This window comes from Mycobacterium sp. TY814 (assembly GCF_030755175.1).
Lineage (GTDB): Bacteria > Actinomycetota > Actinomycetes > Mycobacteriales > Mycobacteriaceae > Mycobacterium.
In genome coordinates, this window is sequence record NZ_JAUFRY010000004.1 from 136,438 (window position 1) to 151,264 (window position 14,827).

Annotated in this window: 16 protein-coding genes; 4 read left to right on the plus strand and 12 right to left on the minus strand. The window is 66.8% G+C overall.

All coding sequences use genetic code 11. The features are described 5' to 3' along the window. Positions 1-19 precede the first annotated feature (19 nt). The 7 genes from QXH22_RS25815 to QXH22_RS25845 form a co-directional block, all read right to left on the minus strand. Positions 20-499 carry a DUF3180 domain-containing protein gene (locus QXH22_RS25815; RefSeq protein ID WP_306247233.1) on the minus strand — a complete coding sequence of 160 codons (480 nt, stop codon included), beginning with the start codon at positions 497-499 and terminating at the stop codon, positions 20-22. After that, positions 499-990: a 2-amino-4-hydroxy-6-hydroxymethyldihydropteridine diphosphokinase gene (gene folK / locus QXH22_RS25820; protein ID WP_306247231.1), complete on the minus strand. Its 492-nt coding sequence runs from the start codon at positions 988-990 to the stop codon at positions 499-501. Before folK ends, QXH22_RS25815 begins: the two co-directional genes overlap by 1 nt. Positions 991-1,018: 28 nt before the next feature. Next, complete coding sequence (gene folB, locus QXH22_RS25825) at positions 1,019-1,420, minus strand: dihydroneopterin aldolase (protein ID WP_306247229.1); 402 nt, start codon at positions 1,418-1,420, stop codon at positions 1,019-1,021. Then, a complete protein-coding gene (gene folP / locus QXH22_RS25830) occupies positions 1,413-2,255 on the minus strand; it encodes a dihydropteroate synthase (RefSeq protein WP_306247227.1) in 843 nt (280 codons plus the stop codon). Before folP ends, folB begins: the two co-directional genes overlap by 8 nt. Continuing rightward, positions 2,252-2,854, minus strand: coding sequence for a GTP cyclohydrolase I FolE (folE, locus tag QXH22_RS25835; RefSeq protein WP_306247226.1), 603 nt, complete (start codon positions 2,852-2,854; stop codon positions 2,252-2,254). Before folE ends, folP begins: the two co-directional genes overlap by 4 nt. Before the next feature lie 15 nt (positions 2,855-2,869). Continuing rightward, positions 2,870-5,098 carry an ATP-dependent zinc metalloprotease FtsH gene (ftsH, locus tag QXH22_RS25840; RefSeq protein WP_306247224.1) on the minus strand — a complete coding sequence of 743 codons (2,229 nt, stop codon included), beginning with the start codon at positions 5,096-5,098 and terminating at the stop codon, positions 2,870-2,872. A gap of 318 nt (positions 5,099-5,416) precedes the next feature. Then, positions 5,417-5,830, minus strand: a complete 414-nt coding sequence (locus tag QXH22_RS25845; RefSeq protein ID WP_306277426.1) for a VOC family protein — start codon at positions 5,828-5,830, stop codon at positions 5,417-5,419. A gap of 81 nt (positions 5,831-5,911) precedes the next feature. Here QXH22_RS25845 and QXH22_RS25850 point away from each other — a divergent pair, with 81 nt between their 5' ends. The 3 genes from QXH22_RS25850 to QXH22_RS25860 are packed head-to-tail and all read left to right on the plus strand — an operon-like array spanning position 5,912 to position 9,074. Then, the gene (locus tag QXH22_RS25850; protein WP_306247220.1) at positions 5,912-6,877 is read left to right on the plus strand and encodes an alpha/beta fold hydrolase; all 966 of its coding nucleotides are present in this window, start codon (positions 5,912-5,914) and stop codon (positions 6,875-6,877) included. After that, complete coding sequence (locus QXH22_RS25855; protein WP_306277427.1) at positions 6,874-8,061, plus strand: LLM class flavin-dependent oxidoreductase; 1,188 nt, start codon at positions 6,874-6,876, stop codon at positions 8,059-8,061. The genes QXH22_RS25850 and QXH22_RS25855 overlap by 4 nt, the downstream gene beginning before the upstream one ends. Next, positions 8,061-9,074: a zinc-binding dehydrogenase gene (locus QXH22_RS25860; RefSeq protein ID WP_306247216.1), complete on the plus strand. Its 1,014-nt coding sequence runs from the start codon at positions 8,061-8,063 to the stop codon at positions 9,072-9,074. The genes QXH22_RS25855 and QXH22_RS25860 overlap by 1 nt, the downstream gene beginning before the upstream one ends. Before the next feature lie 3 nt (positions 9,075-9,077). Here QXH22_RS25860 and QXH22_RS25865 read toward each other — a convergent pair whose 3' ends face one another. From QXH22_RS25865 to QXH22_RS25880, 4 genes are all read right to left on the minus strand, one after another. After that, positions 9,078-10,322 carry a PPE family protein gene (locus QXH22_RS25865; RefSeq protein WP_306247214.1) on the minus strand — a complete coding sequence of 415 codons (1,245 nt, stop codon included), beginning with the start codon at positions 10,320-10,322 and terminating at the stop codon, positions 9,078-9,080. A gap of 6 nt (positions 10,323-10,328) precedes the next feature. Beyond that, positions 10,329-10,628, minus strand: coding sequence for a PE family protein (locus QXH22_RS25870; protein WP_306247213.1), 300 nt, complete (start codon positions 10,626-10,628; stop codon positions 10,329-10,331). A 667-nt stretch (positions 10,629-11,295) separates the two neighbouring features. Further along, positions 11,296-12,543: a PPE family protein gene (locus QXH22_RS25875; protein WP_306247211.1), complete on the minus strand. Its 1,248-nt coding sequence runs from the start codon at positions 12,541-12,543 to the stop codon at positions 11,296-11,298. Positions 12,544-12,552: 9 nt separating this feature from the next. Beyond that, entirely contained in the window at positions 12,553-12,852 is a 300-nt protein-coding gene (locus tag QXH22_RS25880) for a PE family protein (protein ID WP_306247209.1), read from the minus strand. Between the two features lie 665 nt (positions 12,853-13,517). Here QXH22_RS25880 and QXH22_RS25885 point away from each other — a divergent pair. Next, positions 13,518-14,243 carry an SIMPL domain-containing protein gene (locus QXH22_RS25885; protein ID WP_306277428.1) on the plus strand — a complete coding sequence of 242 codons (726 nt, stop codon included), beginning with the start codon at positions 13,518-13,520 and terminating at the stop codon, positions 14,241-14,243. On the opposite strand, the gene hpt is transcribed toward QXH22_RS25885, so the two are convergent. Beyond that, on the minus strand, positions 14,244-14,819 hold the full coding sequence (gene hpt, locus QXH22_RS25890; protein WP_306277429.1) for a hypoxanthine phosphoribosyltransferase: 576 nt from the start codon (positions 14,817-14,819) through the stop codon (positions 14,244-14,246). Positions 14,820-14,827: the final 8 nt, after the last annotated feature.

The window sequence follows — 14,827 nt, forward strand, 5'->3', positions numbered from 1 at the left end:
CGCCGCACCGCCGGACCGGCTAGGTCTCGGCCCCTTCGCCGGGTTCACCGGAATCCTGCGGAGGCGACTTGCAGCAATGCTGCAGCCACATCGCCGCGATCACCAGCGCCAGCGCGCTGACCGCCGCCACCACCGCACCGCCGGTGTCCTCGGCGGCGGCGTGCATCCACGACCGTCGCGGCAGGAAGTACACCAGCACCCCCAGCCACCAACCCAGCATCACCGCGCCCACCCAGGCCGACGCCTTCGCGACAATCAGGCTGCGCGCCACCGCGAGCGGGTGCAACCGGCCGGGTGCGTCGCCGATCTCGCCGTCGCTGATCCTGGCGCGCACGGTGCGCGCCCACAGTGCTTCTGCGACGGCGACCACCAGCAGCGAAACCCCGCTCCACACCGTGATCGGCGGAAAGTACCGATACGACAGGGTGATGAGCAGGTAGCCGACGAACGCCGCGCCGAGCACCACGGCCGTGAGATCGCGCTTGCGGGTCGGGCCCATCAGGTGTCCAGTGCCAGCGCGGTCGGGCGCACCGCGTCGCCGTCGAGTTCGGTGAGCAGCTCCCGCACCGGCCGGGAGAGTTCGGCGGCCGGATCCACGTCCAGCCAGGGCACCAGCACGAACGCGCGCAGATGGGCCCGCGGGTGCGGCAGCGTCAGCTCGGGATCGTCGAGGGTGAGCTGACCGTGCGCTCCGTAGCAGGCGATCAGGTCGACATCGAGGGTGCGCGGCCCCCAGCGGACTTCCCGCACCCGTCCGGCGGCCTGTTCGATCTCGTGAGCCCGGCGCAGCCAGTCGTGCGGGTCGCGGGCCGGATCCTCGGCGATCAACACAGCGTTGAGAAACGGTTCCTGGTCCACCCCGCCCCAGGGGTCGGTCTCGTACACGGGTGAGACCGCGCGGACCGCGTCGCCGAGTCCGTCGACAACCGATTGCAGATGGGCCAGGCGATCACCCATGTTGGAGCCGATAGACAGCACCACTTGCGTCACCGGCGCCGCTCTCCCCCGCACACGCGCCTCATACGACCGAGCCCGCCGGGATCACCGATCCGCGGCCGCCGCGCCGCGACCGTCTGGTCACTACGGCCACGTCGTCGAGAGCCTGAGAGATGGGCGCTTGTGGCTTGTGCACCGTGACCTCGACGGCGTGCACGCGCTCGTCGGCGATCACCTGTTCGGCGATCTCGGCGCCGACGGTTTCGATCAGATTCCGTGGCGTTCCGCCGACGATGTCGGCGGCCAACTGTGCCAGCGCACCGTAGTCATAGGTGTCGGCCAGCTCATCGCTGGCCGCAGCGCGGGCCAGGTCGATCCAGACCGTGATGTCGATGAAGAAGTCCTGGCCGTCGCGCCGCTCGTGGTCGAAGACGCCGTGGCGGCCACGAACCTTGAGACCCCGCAATTCGATTCGGTCAGCCACCGGTCACCGCCCCTTCCGCACCCTGCCATGCCCGGACGACCTTGCGGGCGTCGACCGATGCCCGCACGTCATGCACCCGCACCCCCCAGACGCCGTGCCACATCGCCAATCCGGAGATCACCGCCGTCGCGGTCTCACGGCCGTCGGCCGGTCGCGGCGTGCCGTCGGGGCCGGCCAGCAAGCTACCGAGGAAGCGTTTACGCGACGCCCCCAGGAGCACCGGAATTCCGGTGTCCACCAGCTTGGGCAGGCCGTGCAGCAAAGCCCAATTGTGTTGGCCCGTCTTGGCGAAACCCAGCCCGGGGTCGATCAGCAGCTTGGCGGGGTCAACGCCTGCCGCGACCGCGTCGTCCACGCTGGCCAGCAGGTCGGCACGTACGTCGGCGACCACGTCCAGGTAGTCCGGTACCCGGTGCGGGTGGTCCCTCGATACCGGCCGCCAGTGCATCAGCACCCACGGCACTCCGGCCTCGGCCAGCAGCGGCGCCATGCCCGGGTCCGCCCGCCCGCCCGACACGTCGTTGACGATCCGCGCGCCGTTCTCCAGCGCCGCCCGCGCCACCCGTGCATGCATTGTGTCGATGCTGACCGTAAGTCCCTGCGCCGCAAGATTTTTCACGACCGTGACGACGCGTGCGGCTTCCACAGCGGGGTCCACCCGGGTGGCGCCGGGCCGGGTCGACTCGCCGCCCACGTCGATGATGTCCGCACCTTCAGCGGCCAACGCCAGTCCGTGTTCGACAGCACCGTCAGGATCCAGGTAACGCCCGCCGTCGGAGAACGAGTCGTCAGTGACGTTGAGCACCCCCATCACCTGCATGGGTGCCGAACTCACTTACGCAGGATGAGATCGAGCGCTTCCGCCCGGGAGGCGGCGTCGGACTTGAACTGACCACGCACCGCAGACGTCGTCGTGGTGGCACCGGGTTTGCGGACACCACGCATCGCCATGCACAGGTGCTCGGCCTCGACCACCACGATGACGCCGCGCGGGTCCAGCTTGTGCACCAGGGCGTCCGCGATCTGGCTGGTGAGCCGCTCCTGCACCTGGGGACGTTTGGCGTAGAGGTCGACCAGCCGCGCGATCTTCGACAGGCCGGTCACCCTGCCGTCCACACCCGGGATGTATCCGACGTGAGCCACCCCGTGGAAGGCCACCAGATGGTGCTCACAGGTGGAGTACATCGGTATCTCTTTGACGAGCACCAATTCATCGTGGTTCTCGTCGAACATGGCGTTGAGCACCGAGGTTGGCTCCGTATAGAGCCCGGCGAAGATCTCCCGGTAGGCGCGCGCGACCCGAGCCGGCGTGTCGCGCAGACCGTGCCGATCGGGATCCTCACCGACGGCGATCAGCAACTCACGAACCGCCGCCTCGGCACGCTCCTGGTCGAACGGCCTGGTGCCGGTCTCTGTGGATTCCAGCTGCGTCATCAAATGCTCCGTCGTTCAGCCGTGGGCCGGTGGGTTGGACCGAGTCACATCCTTGTCCAGCTGACCGGAATCGTCCTCGGCGTCGGACTCATCCGGGCCGGGGTAACCGGGAGCCGGTTGCGGCCGGCTGGAAGACGGCGGCGGCCAGCCGGGCGCGTGCCACCCTGCCGGGGCCCCGTAGTCGGGCTGGGTGGTGGCGTGCGAGCCGTTGCCTCCGCGCGAATTCGCACCGTCCCCGTTGCCCTTTTCCGCCTCTTCGGCTGCCTTATTGGCGCGCGCGATCGCCAATTTGAAAGCCGGCTCGGGCACCGGTTGCGGCCACGGCTCGCCCCGCTCGATGGCCAGTTCGCCGGGCGTCTTGATCGGCGGCTTGTCCGAGGGGATCCGGCCACCGAAGTCGTCGAACATGGTCAGCCGCGGGCGCTTCTCGACGTCACCGAAGATCGCTTCCAGCTCGGGCCGGTGCAGCGTCTCCTTTTCCAGCAACTCGCCGGCCAGCGTGTCCAGCACGTCGCGGTATTCGGTGAGGATCTCCCAGGCTTCGGTGTGCGCGGCCTCGATGAGCTTGCGGACCTCTTCGTCGATTTCGCGGGCGACCTCGTGCGAATAGTCCGGCTGGGTCCCCATGGTGCGCCCCAGGAACGGATCGCCGTGTTCGGTGCCGTACTTCACCGCGCCCAGGCGCGCGCTCATCCCGTATTCGGTGACCATCGCCCGGGCGACCTTCGTGGCCTGCTCGATGTCGGATACCGCGCCGGTGGTCGGCTCGCGGAACACCAGTTCCTCGGCTGCGCGCCCGCCCATCGCGAAGACGAGTTGGGCGATCATCTCCGAGCGGGTCCGCAGGCCCTTGTCCTCTTCCGGCACCGCGACGGCATGTCCGCCGGTGCGGCCGCGGGCCAGGATCGTCACCTTGTAAACCGGGTCGATGTCCGGCATCGCCCAGGCCGCCAGCGTGTGCCCGCCCTCGTGGTAGGCGGTGATCTTCTTCTCCTGCTCGCTGATGATGCGGCCCTTGCGGCGGGGGCCGCCGATGACCCGGTCGACCGCCTCTTCCAGCGCCGGGCCGGTGATGACGGTGCCGTTTTCCCGGGCGGTCAGCAGCGCTGCCTCGTTGATGACGTTGGCCAGGTCGGCGCCGGTCATGCCGACGGTGCGCTTGGCCAGGCCGTCCAGGTCGGCGTCCGGGCCGATCGGCTTGCCTTTGGAGTGCACCCGCAGGACGGCGCGGCGGCCGGCCAGGTCCGGGTTGGTCACCGGGATCTGGCGGTCGAACCGTCCCGGCCGCAACAAGGCGGGGTCCAGGATGTCGGGCCGGTTGGTGGCCGCGATCAGGATGACGCCGGCGCGGTCGCCGAACCCGTCCATCTCGACCAGCAGCTGGTTCAGGGTCTGCTCGCGCTCGTCGTGACCGCCACCTAGGCCGGCGCCGCGCTGGCGGCCGACGGCGTCGATCTCGTCGACGAAGATGATGCACGGGCTGTTTTGTTTTGCCTGCTCGAAAAGGTCCCGGACGCGCGATGCGCCGACGCCGACGAACATCTCGACGAAGTCGGAGCCGGAGATGGTGAAGAACGGAACGCCCGCCTCCCCCGCCACCGCGCGCGCCAGCAGCGTCTTGCCGGTGCCGGGCGGGCCGTAGAGCAGCACGCCCTTGGGGATCTTGGCGCCGAGGGCCTGGTACCTGCTGGGGTTCTGCAGGAAGTCCTTGATTTCGTAAAGTTCCTCGACGGCCTCGTCGACGCCGGCGACGTCGGCGAAGGTGGTCTTGGGCATGTCCTTTGACAGCTGTTTGGCTCGCGATTTGCCGAAGCCGAAGCCCATCCGGGCGCCGCCCTGCATGCGGGAGAACATCACGAACAGCCCGACCAGCAGCAGCAGCGGCAACACGTAGACCAGCAGCTCGCCGATCAGGCTGCCTTCGTTGACCACGGTGCTGACCTTGGCGTTCTTGGCGGTCAGCGCGTTGAAGAGGTCGACACCGTAGCCCGTGGGGTACTTGGTGATGACCTTGTCGGAGTTCTCGGTGTCGTTGTTGCCCTTTTTCAGGGTCAACCGCAGCTGTTGTTCGCGGTCGTCGATCTGTGCGCTCTTGACGTTGTCGGTGTTGATCTGGGTCATCGCCACCGAGGTATCGACGGGTTTGTAACCGCGGGTGTCATCGCTGAAGTAAAAGAACGACCAGCCGAGCAGCACCAGCACAGCAACTGCCGTAACGGTGCGGATCACGTTTCTACGGTTCATCAATCATCGGCCGTGGGGGCCAGGTCCTTCCGATAAACGCAGCTGGAAATGTCCAGGTTACCGCCCATGGCGATCGCAAGCTCCGGCAGAGCCGGAGCGCAGCGGGTCGCCACGGTTGTTCCCCGGCGATCGCAAGCTCCGGCAGAGCCGGAGCGCAGCGGGTCGCCACGGTTGTTCCCCGGCGATCACAAGCTCCGGCAGAGCGGATCGCCTTTGTCTCTTGGTCAACGATCGGGAGTTCCCGGCCCGTCGCCGAGCGTGCGGCCAGCTTCACATTCGGCGCCGAGCGTGCGGCCAGCTGCACGCTCGGCGGAGGGGCTACCCGTAGTAGCGGGCCTCGATCACATTTCCGTCGGGGTCGGCGAAGTAACAACCCTGCGGCGCCCAACCCCGGGCACCGAAGCTGTTGTTCAGTCGCGCGCTGGTGTCCACGCCCCGGGTCTGCAGCCGGCGGTCCAGCGCGTCGTACTCGTCCTTCGTCATGGCCAGGCAGACGTGGTTGACCGGATGGCCCGCACTGCCGGCAACCTTCGTCATCGCCTCGGTGTCGCCGGCGCCGCCGGCCGGCAGCAGGTCGATGATCGAGTCGTCGCAGACGCGCACACTCGGGAACGGCGCCTCGCCGGACCGAAACTCCTCGAACCGGACGGGCGCCAGGCCTACCACCGTGGTGTAGAAATCCATGGCCTCCGCGGGGTTGTTGGTCCAGAGCACCACATGGTCCAGCTGCATGAGGCCATGATGCGCGGGGGTCCCGCCGATAACCACCGGCGGCCCCTTCTCAGGCCGGTGGCGGTGTGATTTGGTGAGACGATGGCCCTATCAACCGAACGGTTAGTTGACACCAACGGTGTGCGGTTGCGCGTGGTCGAGGCCGGGGAGCGCGGTGCGCCCGTCGTGGTGCTGTGTCACGGCTTCCCGGAACTCGCTTACTCCTGGCGACATCAGATCCCGGTGCTCGCCGACGCCGGCTACCACGTGCTCGCACCCGACCAGCGCGGCTATGGCGGCTCGTCGTGTCCGGCCGCGATCGAGGCCTACGACATCCACCAACTGACGGCCGACATCGCCGGCTTGCTCGACGACGTCGGCGCCCAGCGCGCCGCCTGGATCGGCCACGACTGGGGCGCCATGGTGGTGTGGAACGCGGGCCTGCTGCACCCGGACCGCGTCGCCGCCGTCGCCGCACTGAGCGTTCCGCCGGTGCCGCGCGCAAAGCGTCCGGTCACCGTCGCGCTCCGGCGCACGTTCGGCGAAAACTTCTTCTACATCCTGTATTTCCAGGAACCCGGTGTGGCTGACGCCGAACTCAACGGCGACCCCGCGCGGGTGATGCGCCGGATGATGGGAAGCCTGCAGCTCACCGGCGACCAGGGCGCGGCATTGCGGATGGTGGCGCCGGGACCTGAGGGTTTCATCGACCGGCTCCCGGAGCCCGAAGGGTTGCCCGACTGGATCAGTCAGGACGAAATCGACCACTATGTAAGCGAATTCACCCGCACCGGTTTCACCGGCGGACTGAACTGGTACCGCAATATGGACCGCAACTGGGAGACGACGCCGCAACTCGACAGCGCGAAGATCACGGTGCCCTGCCTTTTCATCGGCGGCACAGCCGACCCGGTGCTGGCGTTCACCCGCAGCGACCGCGCCGCCGAAGTGGTGAGTGGCCCCTACCGCGAGCTGATGATCGAGGGGGCGGGGCACTGGCTGCAGCAGGAGCGGCCCGCCGAAGTCAATTCCGCCCTGCTGGAATTCCTCAAAGGAGTGGAATGGTGAGTGCACCAATGCGTTTCGGAGTCTTCATCACCCCGTTTCACCCGACCGGCCAATCGCCGACGGTGGCGCTGGAGTACGACATGGAACGGGTGGTCGCACTGGACCGCCTGGGTTACGACGAGGCTTGGTTCGGCGAACACCATTCGGGGGGTTACGAGTTGATCGCGTGCCCCGAGGTCTTCATCGCGGCCGCCGCCGAACGCACCAAGCACATCCGGCTGGGCACCGGCGTCGTTTCGCTGCCGTATCACCATCCGCTCATGGTGGCCGACCGCTGGGTACTGCTGGATCACCTGACCCGGGGACGCGTCATGTTCGGCACCGGGCCGGGCGCGCTGCCTTCCGACGCCTACATGATGGGCATCGATCCGGTCGACCAGCGCCGGATGATGCAGGAATCGCTGGAGGCGATCCTGGCGTTGTTCCGCGCCGCGCCGGACGAACGGATCGACCGCCATACCGATTGGTTCACACTTCGCGATGCGCAGTTGCACATTCGTCCCTACACCTGGCCGTATCCCGAGATCTCCACGGCCGCAATGATCTCGCCGTCCGGACCGCGACTGGCCGGCGCGCTGGGCACCTCACTGCTGTCGCTGTCGATGTCGGTGCCCGGTGGATTCGCCGCGCTGGAGAACACCTGGGACGTCGTGTGCGAACAGGCCGCGAAGGCAGGACGCGCCGAGCCCGACCGCACCGATTGGCGGGTGCTGAGCATCATGCACATCGCCGACACCCGTGACCAGGCGATCGAGGATTGCACGTACGGGCTGTTGGATTTCGCCAAGTACTTCGGTGCCGCCGGCTTCGTCCCGCTGTCCAACACGGTCGAAGGGGCGCAATCACCGCGCGAGTTCGTCGAAGACTATGCGGCTAAGGGCAATTGCTGTATCGGCACGCCCGAGGATGCCATCGCTTACATCGAGGATCTACTGGAACGCTCGGGCGGTTTCGGCACCCTGCTGTTGCTAGGCCATGACTGGGCGTCGCCCCAGGCGACCTACCACTCCTATGATCTGTTCGCCCGCAAGGTGATTCCTCACTTCAAGGGCCAGCTCGAAGCGCCGCGGGCCTCCCACGAATGGGCCAGGGACAAACGCGAGGAACTCATCGGCCGTGCCGGTCAGGCTGTCTTGCAGGCGATTACCCAGCATGTGGCCGAGCACGACGGCGCCGCCAACTGATGCGCGCGTCGGTGTTGCGCGACGGGCGCATGGTGTACCGGGACGACGTCCCGGACCCGGTGCCGGGACCGGGACAGGTGCTGGTCGGGGTCCGGTGTTGCGGAATCTGCGGTTCGGACCTGCATTTCGCGGCACACGGTGCCGACGTGGTGGCGCTGAGCAATCAGCTGGCCCGGGGCCGGGGCGGCATGGACCTCGACCTTGGCCGGGACGTCTTCATGGGGCATGAGTTCAGCGCCGAAATCCTCGAGGCCGGACCCGATACCGAAACCCATCCGCCCGGCACCCTAGTGACGTCAGTGCCGGTAGTGCTGTCCGACAAAGGCGTTGAACCGATCGTCTTCAGCAACACCACGCTCGGCGGATACGCCGAGCGGATGTTGCTCTCGGCCCCGCTGCTGCTGCCCGTCCCGAACGGCTTGGACGCCAGGCATGCCGCGCTGGCCGAACCGATGGCGGTGGGATTGCACGCGGTGAACAGGTCCAAGATCGAGGCGGCTGAAACCGCACTGGTGATCGGCTGCGGACCGATCGGCATCGCCATCATCGCGGCGCTGCGAGTGCGCGGGGTGGAACATATTGCGGCATCGGACTTCTCGCCCAAGCGGCGCGAGCTGGCGGCCACCATGGGCGCCCACCAGACGGTCGATCCGGCACAGGGGTCGCCGTTCGACAGCGTCAAAGCACGGGTGGTCTTCGAGGCCGTCGGGGTACCCGGCATCATCGACGACATCATGTGGCGCGCCCGCAACGGCACCCGGCTCGTCATCGCCGGCGTGTGCATGCAGCCCGACACCGTGCATCCGTTCTTCGGCATCGCGAAGGAGATCAGCCTGCAGTTCGTCAACGCCTACACACCCGAGGAGTTTGCCGACTCGTTGCGTGCGATCGCCGAGGGCCTGATCGACGTCGCACCCATGATCACCGGCGAGGTCGGATTACAGGACGTCGGAACGGCATTCGACGATCTAGCAGATCCGGAGCGGCACTGCAAGATCCTGGTGACGCCGTAGAGTTCATCCCGCAAACGGTGGCCGGGTCATCACCGTCGGGTGGAACCCGTAACGCGGAGCGTTCGCGGCAGCTGCGCCGCGGCCCAGACCACCGGTTAGCGGCATGCCGCCGAGCAGGTGTTGGCTGGGCAATGGAGCCGCGGCCGCGTTGGCGCCCGCGCCGCTGAACGGCAATGCCGATACCCGGCCGAGACCGGGGGTGCCGGCCGCCCACGCATTGGGCACCGATAGGCCTCCAATCTGTGCGGCGGTTCCGATCCCGCCCAGTCCCGGGAGGACCGAGGGCGCCGGGATGGCAGCAGGCAGCGCCTGCAATGCCTTGGCGCCCTCGGATGCGGCGTGCGGCAGCAGGGACGTGCCGAGTCCGTGGATGTCCCTGAAGACGGTTGCGAAGAGCCTGACCGGAGAAACCAGCCTGATGAAGGCGTCGACACCCGTGCTGCCGTCGATGGTCGCCGACCCCGTCAGACCCTCCACCACGTCGCCGAGGAGGCCGGCCACCACAATCCCGTCACCGTTGGAGTTCCAGGTGTGCCCCGTCAGGCCCAGTGCCGCAGCGGGATTGCTGAGCCAGGGCGGCGCATTGGTGAAACCGGCCATGGTTAGCAGACTGCTGGGCAGGGTGTTCATCAATTGCTGCAGCGCCAGGGTGTCGCCTGCCGCGGCGCCGCCAACGGCTTGGCCCACTGCCGCCGCCTGAGCCGCCAAGCCCGACGGTGTGGTGGCGGTTTGCGGTGGGACCAACTCGGGGAGCGCCGCCGCCGCAGCCGACGCGCCGGCGTAGCTGTACATGGTGCTGGCGTCCTGCGCCCACATCTCGGCATAGTCAGCCTCTACCACGGCGATCGCCGGAGTGTTCTGGCCGAAGATGTTGGTGGCCACCAGAGTTGCCAGTAATGCGCGGTTCGCCGCTACCTCCACTGGCGGCACCGTGCCGGCGAATGCGGCCTCGTAGGCGCTGGCTGCCGCGGCCGCCTGGACACCGGCCTGCTCGACCTGCGCGGCGGTGGTGCTCAACCATGTCAAGTGTGGCGAGACCGCAGCGGCCATGGCCGCCGATGCGGGCCCCAACCAGGGACCTGCGGTAACGCCGGACACCAACGACCGATACGACGCCGCAGTGCTGTGTAACTGCGCGGCAAGGCTTTCCCAGGCAGCGGCCGCCGTCAGCATCGGTCCCGAACCCGGACCCGAGTACATCAAGGTTGAGTTGACCTCCGGCGGCATCAGCGCGAAACTCATAACCATCCCCCGCTAGGCGATCGTCGCCGCGTTGGCGGCCTCGGTATCGGCATACGAGCCGGCGGAGACGGCCAAGGTGGTGGCCAGCTCGTCCTGAACGGCGGCAGCCTGAGCGCTGATGACCTGATAGAGCTTTGCGTGCGCGGCGAACTGGGTAGCGGTCAGTACCGAAACCATGTCCGCCGCAGCAGGTACTACCCCGGTGGTCGGTGCTGCCGCGAACTCGTCCCCACTGCGCGCCACGGCGTTGATCGATTGCAACTCACCAGCGACTCCGGCCACGATCTCTGGCCGTGCGATCACTTGTGACATGTTTCCTCCCGTAAATGCATGTTGTGGAAGCAATTTCCCCCGTTGTCAGCTCACTGACGGCGACGCCGCACTCCTACGCCCGAACGTCTGCGAAGCGGCCACTGGCCAGGCTATGGGAGCCCCCCGCTGGCAACACAAGGCTTCTCGCGGCCTGTTCATCGTCGAGTTGACAACTATTCATCCACGGCAACGCATCTCAGTGTTAAAATGCCGCATTCTATGGACTATGCATGAGGATCTGAGAAGGTCGCGGTTGCGGACTATACTGCCCTTCTTGCCATAGTTGTTGTCCGCCAATAGATTTGCTGTTGGCACGCACCAGGTTGGCATCCCAGGAATTCTGCGGTGCACAGAGAAGAAACCAAATAGTCCAGTGCGCGAAGAGAATTGCGCAGGTGAACACCCGGCGAGCGAACATCTCACGACTTCGCCTGCGGCACAACGAATGCTGAACGGACGTAGCCTACGCCGACGCCATTGCAGTTGAAGCTGTTACGGCGCAGGCCTTTTCGCCCCTTCTGGGGCGGAGCTGCACCAGCGGCGTCAGGTCGGGCCCGCCAATGAGGCGAGTTCTTCACCACCTTGGCCGCGGTGCTGCAAATGCCGAACGGCGGCAGCTTGTGCTGCCGCCGTTCGGTTCGAAGATGCTACTGCGCCGGTCTTTTCGTCATCCCCCGGACGGAGGCTGTACGACCACCGTCGGCTTGAAGCCGTAGCGCGGCGCTGCGAAGTTCGCCACGCTCCGGCCAGTGCCGGCGCCCGGCACCATCGGCAACCCACCGAACGCAGCGGTGGCGGGTTCGGCTGCGGCCGCACCACTCATTCCGTTCAGTGCCACCGTGATCGGGTTCGCAGCCGGCGTGCTGATCCAGCTGGCGGGAACCGACATCGCGCCGACCTTGGCCGCGTTGCCGGCCGCGCCGGCGATTCCGCCCAAGGCATTGCCCAGACCGCTGCCGAAGGTGGGGGCAACGGCCGCCGCCGCTCCCTCGGCCGCCTTCGCGGCACCCTCGGCAGCTTTGGAAGCAGCGGGAAACGCGCTGTGGAAGAGACCGTCAAGGTCCTTCATCGCGGTCGTGCTGAGACGGAAGGGAGAAACCATCCTGATGTAGGTGTCGAACGCGGTGCTGGCGTCGACCGTCGCCGATCCGGTGAGACCCTCAACGACGTCACCGAGCATCCCGTTGATGACAATCCCGTCACCGGTGGCGTTCCAGGTATGTCCGGTCAGACCCAGGGCCGCCTGCGGGTTGGCGAGCCAGGGCGGGGTGTTGGTCAGACCGGCCATCTGGCTCAAGGCCTTGGGAATCTCGTGCAATCCCGCTGCCGCGGCGGCCGAGTTGAGGGCGTTGAACTGCGCGTTGACCTGGGCACCCAGGCCGGCCAGGCTGGTGGCTATGTACTGAGGAGTCAGGGGCGGCAGGGCGGTTGCCGCCGCCGACGCGCCGGAGTAGCCGTACATTGCAGCGGCATCCTGCGCCCACATCTCCAGGTATTGCGCCTCGGTCGCCGCGATGGCAGCGGTGTTTTGGCCGAGGAAGTTTGTCGCCAGAAGCGTCGCCAGCAGCGTCCGGTTGGCCTCGACCACCGGCGGCGGGACTGTGGCCAGGAAGGCGGCCTCGTAGGCACTCGCCGCGGCAGCAGCCTGCGAACCGCTTAGCGCGGCCTTTTCGGCGGCGCTGTTGAGCCACGCGATCTGCGGCGTTGCGGCGGCCGCCATGGCAGCCGCCGACGGCCCCTGCCAGGGCCCGTCGGTGAGGCTGACGACTACCGCTCCATATGAGGCCGCAACGGACTGCAATTCACCGGCCAGCGCGTCCCACGCGGCGGCGGCGGACAGCATCGGCCCCGAACCCGCACCGGCATACATCAGCGCCGAGTTGATCTCGGGCGGAAGAGCTGCGAAGTCAATCATGAGGTCGCCCTAACCGATCGTGGCGGCGTTGGCGCCTTCGGTAATCCCATACGAGGCGGCAGACAGCCCCAGGGTGGCCGCGAGCTGCTCTTGCACCGCCACCGCGTGCGCGCCGATCTCCTGATAGAGGTTCGCGTGATTGGCGAACTGGGTGGCGGTCAGCAGTGACACCAGGTCGGACGCGGCCGGAGCGATCACCGTGGTCGGGCCGGCGGCAGCCGAATTGCCGGCGCGCATGGCCGCGTTGATGGACTGCAACTCCCCCGCGGCACCAGCCAATGTGTCGGGCTCTGCGTAGACGAGCGACATGAAGGTTCCTCCCTGATTGCAATGTGCACTCACAGCGTTGCGCGCCCAATGACTTCGTCGTCATCGGACGCGTTAGCGGATCTGAACTCACGTTAAGCAAGCGGGCGGAAACAACAACAGGCTTCCTACAGCCTGTTCATTGCCGAGTTAGCAATTATTCATTTGCCTCCCGATAAACGCAGGAGACAATCGAGATTGTTATGAATCATATTTGTTTCAAATATGATTTGAGAATCATATGAATCCATTGGATTCTGACTCCATAATCTATTTAATGCGGTATGGGCGCAGCCGGTCGCGCCCCCGGGCCTGCACACCTCCCCCATTGCCACTGTGATCAAAAACACTGTGCGCCAGCACTTAAGCGCGTACGGCCGCATGCGCAATGACGGTCCGCAGAGATACGGCACCCTGCCCCTGCGCAACGCCGCCCTGTCACAGAATCGCCAGGTAAATCTGACCGCGCGCGCGTCGGGCAATGATCTCGATAGGCGAATGACTACGACGACTCCTCCGTACCCGGCGGAAATGCGGAGCGACCGGCCTACCGCTTTGCCGAATTGTTGAAGTCGCGTTGGGTGAAACCTGAAATGGGCATGCGCCAGCGAGCCGGTTAGGTCCTTTGCTGGCCCTGCCGTCGGCGCCGGGCGGCTAAGGTGCCAGGCATGCCGATCGCAATCCGCGCCCGCAGGTCGATTGCCGCCGCGGGCCTCGCCCTGGTCACGTTGTCGGCCTGCGACTCGCACACTGCGGCGCCGTCACCAGCGACCACACCGCGGCAGGTGACTGTGGTCGGATCCGGGCAGGTGCAGGGCGTCCCGGACACCCTTACCGCCGCCGTGGCCATCGAATTCACCGCACCCGACGTCACCACCGCCATGAATCAGACCAACGACCGCCAGCAAGCGGTGATCAATGCCCTGCAGGGGGCCGGCGTGGACCGCAAAGATATCCGCACCACGCAGGTCAGCCTGCAACCGCAATACACCACGCCTGAATCCGCCGGATCCGCCACGATCGCCGGCTACCGGGCCACCAACGGGATCGACATCAAGATTCATCCCACAGATGCCGCGTCCAAGCTGCTGTCCCTGATCGTCAGCACGGGCGGCGACGCCACCCGGATCGGCTCGGTGAGTTACTCGATCGCGGACGATTCGCAGCTGCTCAAGGACGCTCGGGCACGCGCCTTCGAGGACGCCAAGAACCGTGCCCGGCAGTATGCCCAGCTCTCGGGCCTCAGCCTGGGCAAGGTGCTGTCCATTTCGGAAGCCTCCGGCGCGACGCCCCCGCCCGGCCCGCAGCCCGCGCCGCGCGCCGCGATGGCGCCGCTGGAACCCGGCCAGCAAACAGTAAGTTTTTCGGTGACCGCGGTGTGGGAGCTGGACTAGTTACTGGTAGACGCGAGGGTCCAGGGTGCCGATGTAGGACAGGTCCCGGTAGCGCTCGTCGTAGTCCAGGCCGTAACCGACCACGAAGTCGTTGGGGATGTCGAAACCCACGTACGTGATGTCGACGTTGGCACCCACGGCTTCCGGCTTGCGCAGCAGCGTGCACACCCGCAAGGAGCGGGGGTGGCGGCTGGTCAGGTTGCGCAACAGCCAGGACAGGGTCAGGCCGGAGTCCACCACGTCTTCCACGATCAGCACGTCGCGGTCGTGGATGTCGCGGTCGAGGTCCTTGAGGATGCGCACCACTCCCGACGAGGACGTCGAGGACCCGTAGGAGCTCACCGCCATGAACTCGAACTGGGTCGGCAGCGGAATGGCGCGCGCCAGATCCGTCACGAAAAGCACAGCGCCCTTGAGCACGGTGATCAACAACAGGTCCTGGCCGGTGATGGCCGCCAGATCCTGGTAGTCCTCGCCGATCTGTCGGCCGAGCTCAGCGATGCGGCCCTGGATCTGCTCCTGGGTGAGCAGTACCGACTTGATGTCCCCCGGGTACAGCTCCGCCGTCACGAGCACAGCGTGCC

Bases quoted from the DNA above. Each gene is read 5' to 3' on its own strand.
- QXH22_RS25875 (WP_306247211.1), bottom strand. From the start codon at position 12,543: ATGATTGACTTCGCAGCTCTTCCGCCCGAGATCAACTCGGCGCTGATG.
- QXH22_RS25845 (WP_306277426.1), bottom strand. From the start codon at position 5,830: ATGCAGCTGGACCATGTGGTGCTCTGGACCAACAACCCCGCGGAGGCC.
- ftsH (WP_306247224.1), bottom strand. From the start codon at position 5,098: ATGAACCGTAGAAACGTGATCCGCACCGTTACGGCAGTTGCTGTGCTG.
- QXH22_RS25860 (WP_306247216.1), top strand. From the start codon at position 8,061: ATGCGCGCGTCGGTGTTGCGCGACGGGCGCATGGTGTACCGGGACGAC.
- QXH22_RS25815 (WP_306247233.1), bottom strand. From the start codon at position 499: ATGGGCCCGACCCGCAAGCGCGATCTCACGGCCGTGGTGCTCGGCGCG.
- QXH22_RS25870 (WP_306247213.1), bottom strand. From the start codon at position 10,628: ATGTCACAAGTGATCGCACGGCCAGAGATCGTGGCCGGAGTCGCTGGT.
- QXH22_RS25865 (WP_306247214.1), bottom strand. From the start codon at position 10,322: ATGGTTATGAGTTTCGCGCTGATGCCGCCGGAGGTCAACTCAACCTTG.
- folE (WP_306247226.1), bottom strand. From the start codon at position 2,854: ATGACGCAGCTGGAATCCACAGAGACCGGCACCAGGCCGTTCGACCAG.
- QXH22_RS25880 (WP_306247209.1), bottom strand. From the start codon at position 12,852: ATGTCGCTCGTCTACGCAGAGCCCGACACATTGGCTGGTGCCGCGGGG.
- QXH22_RS25885 (WP_306277428.1), top strand. From the start codon at position 13,518: ATGCCGATCGCAATCCGCGCCCGCAGGTCGATTGCCGCCGCGGGCCTC.
- QXH22_RS25850 (WP_306247220.1), top strand. From the start codon at position 5,912: ATGGCCCTATCAACCGAACGGTTAGTTGACACCAACGGTGTGCGGTTG.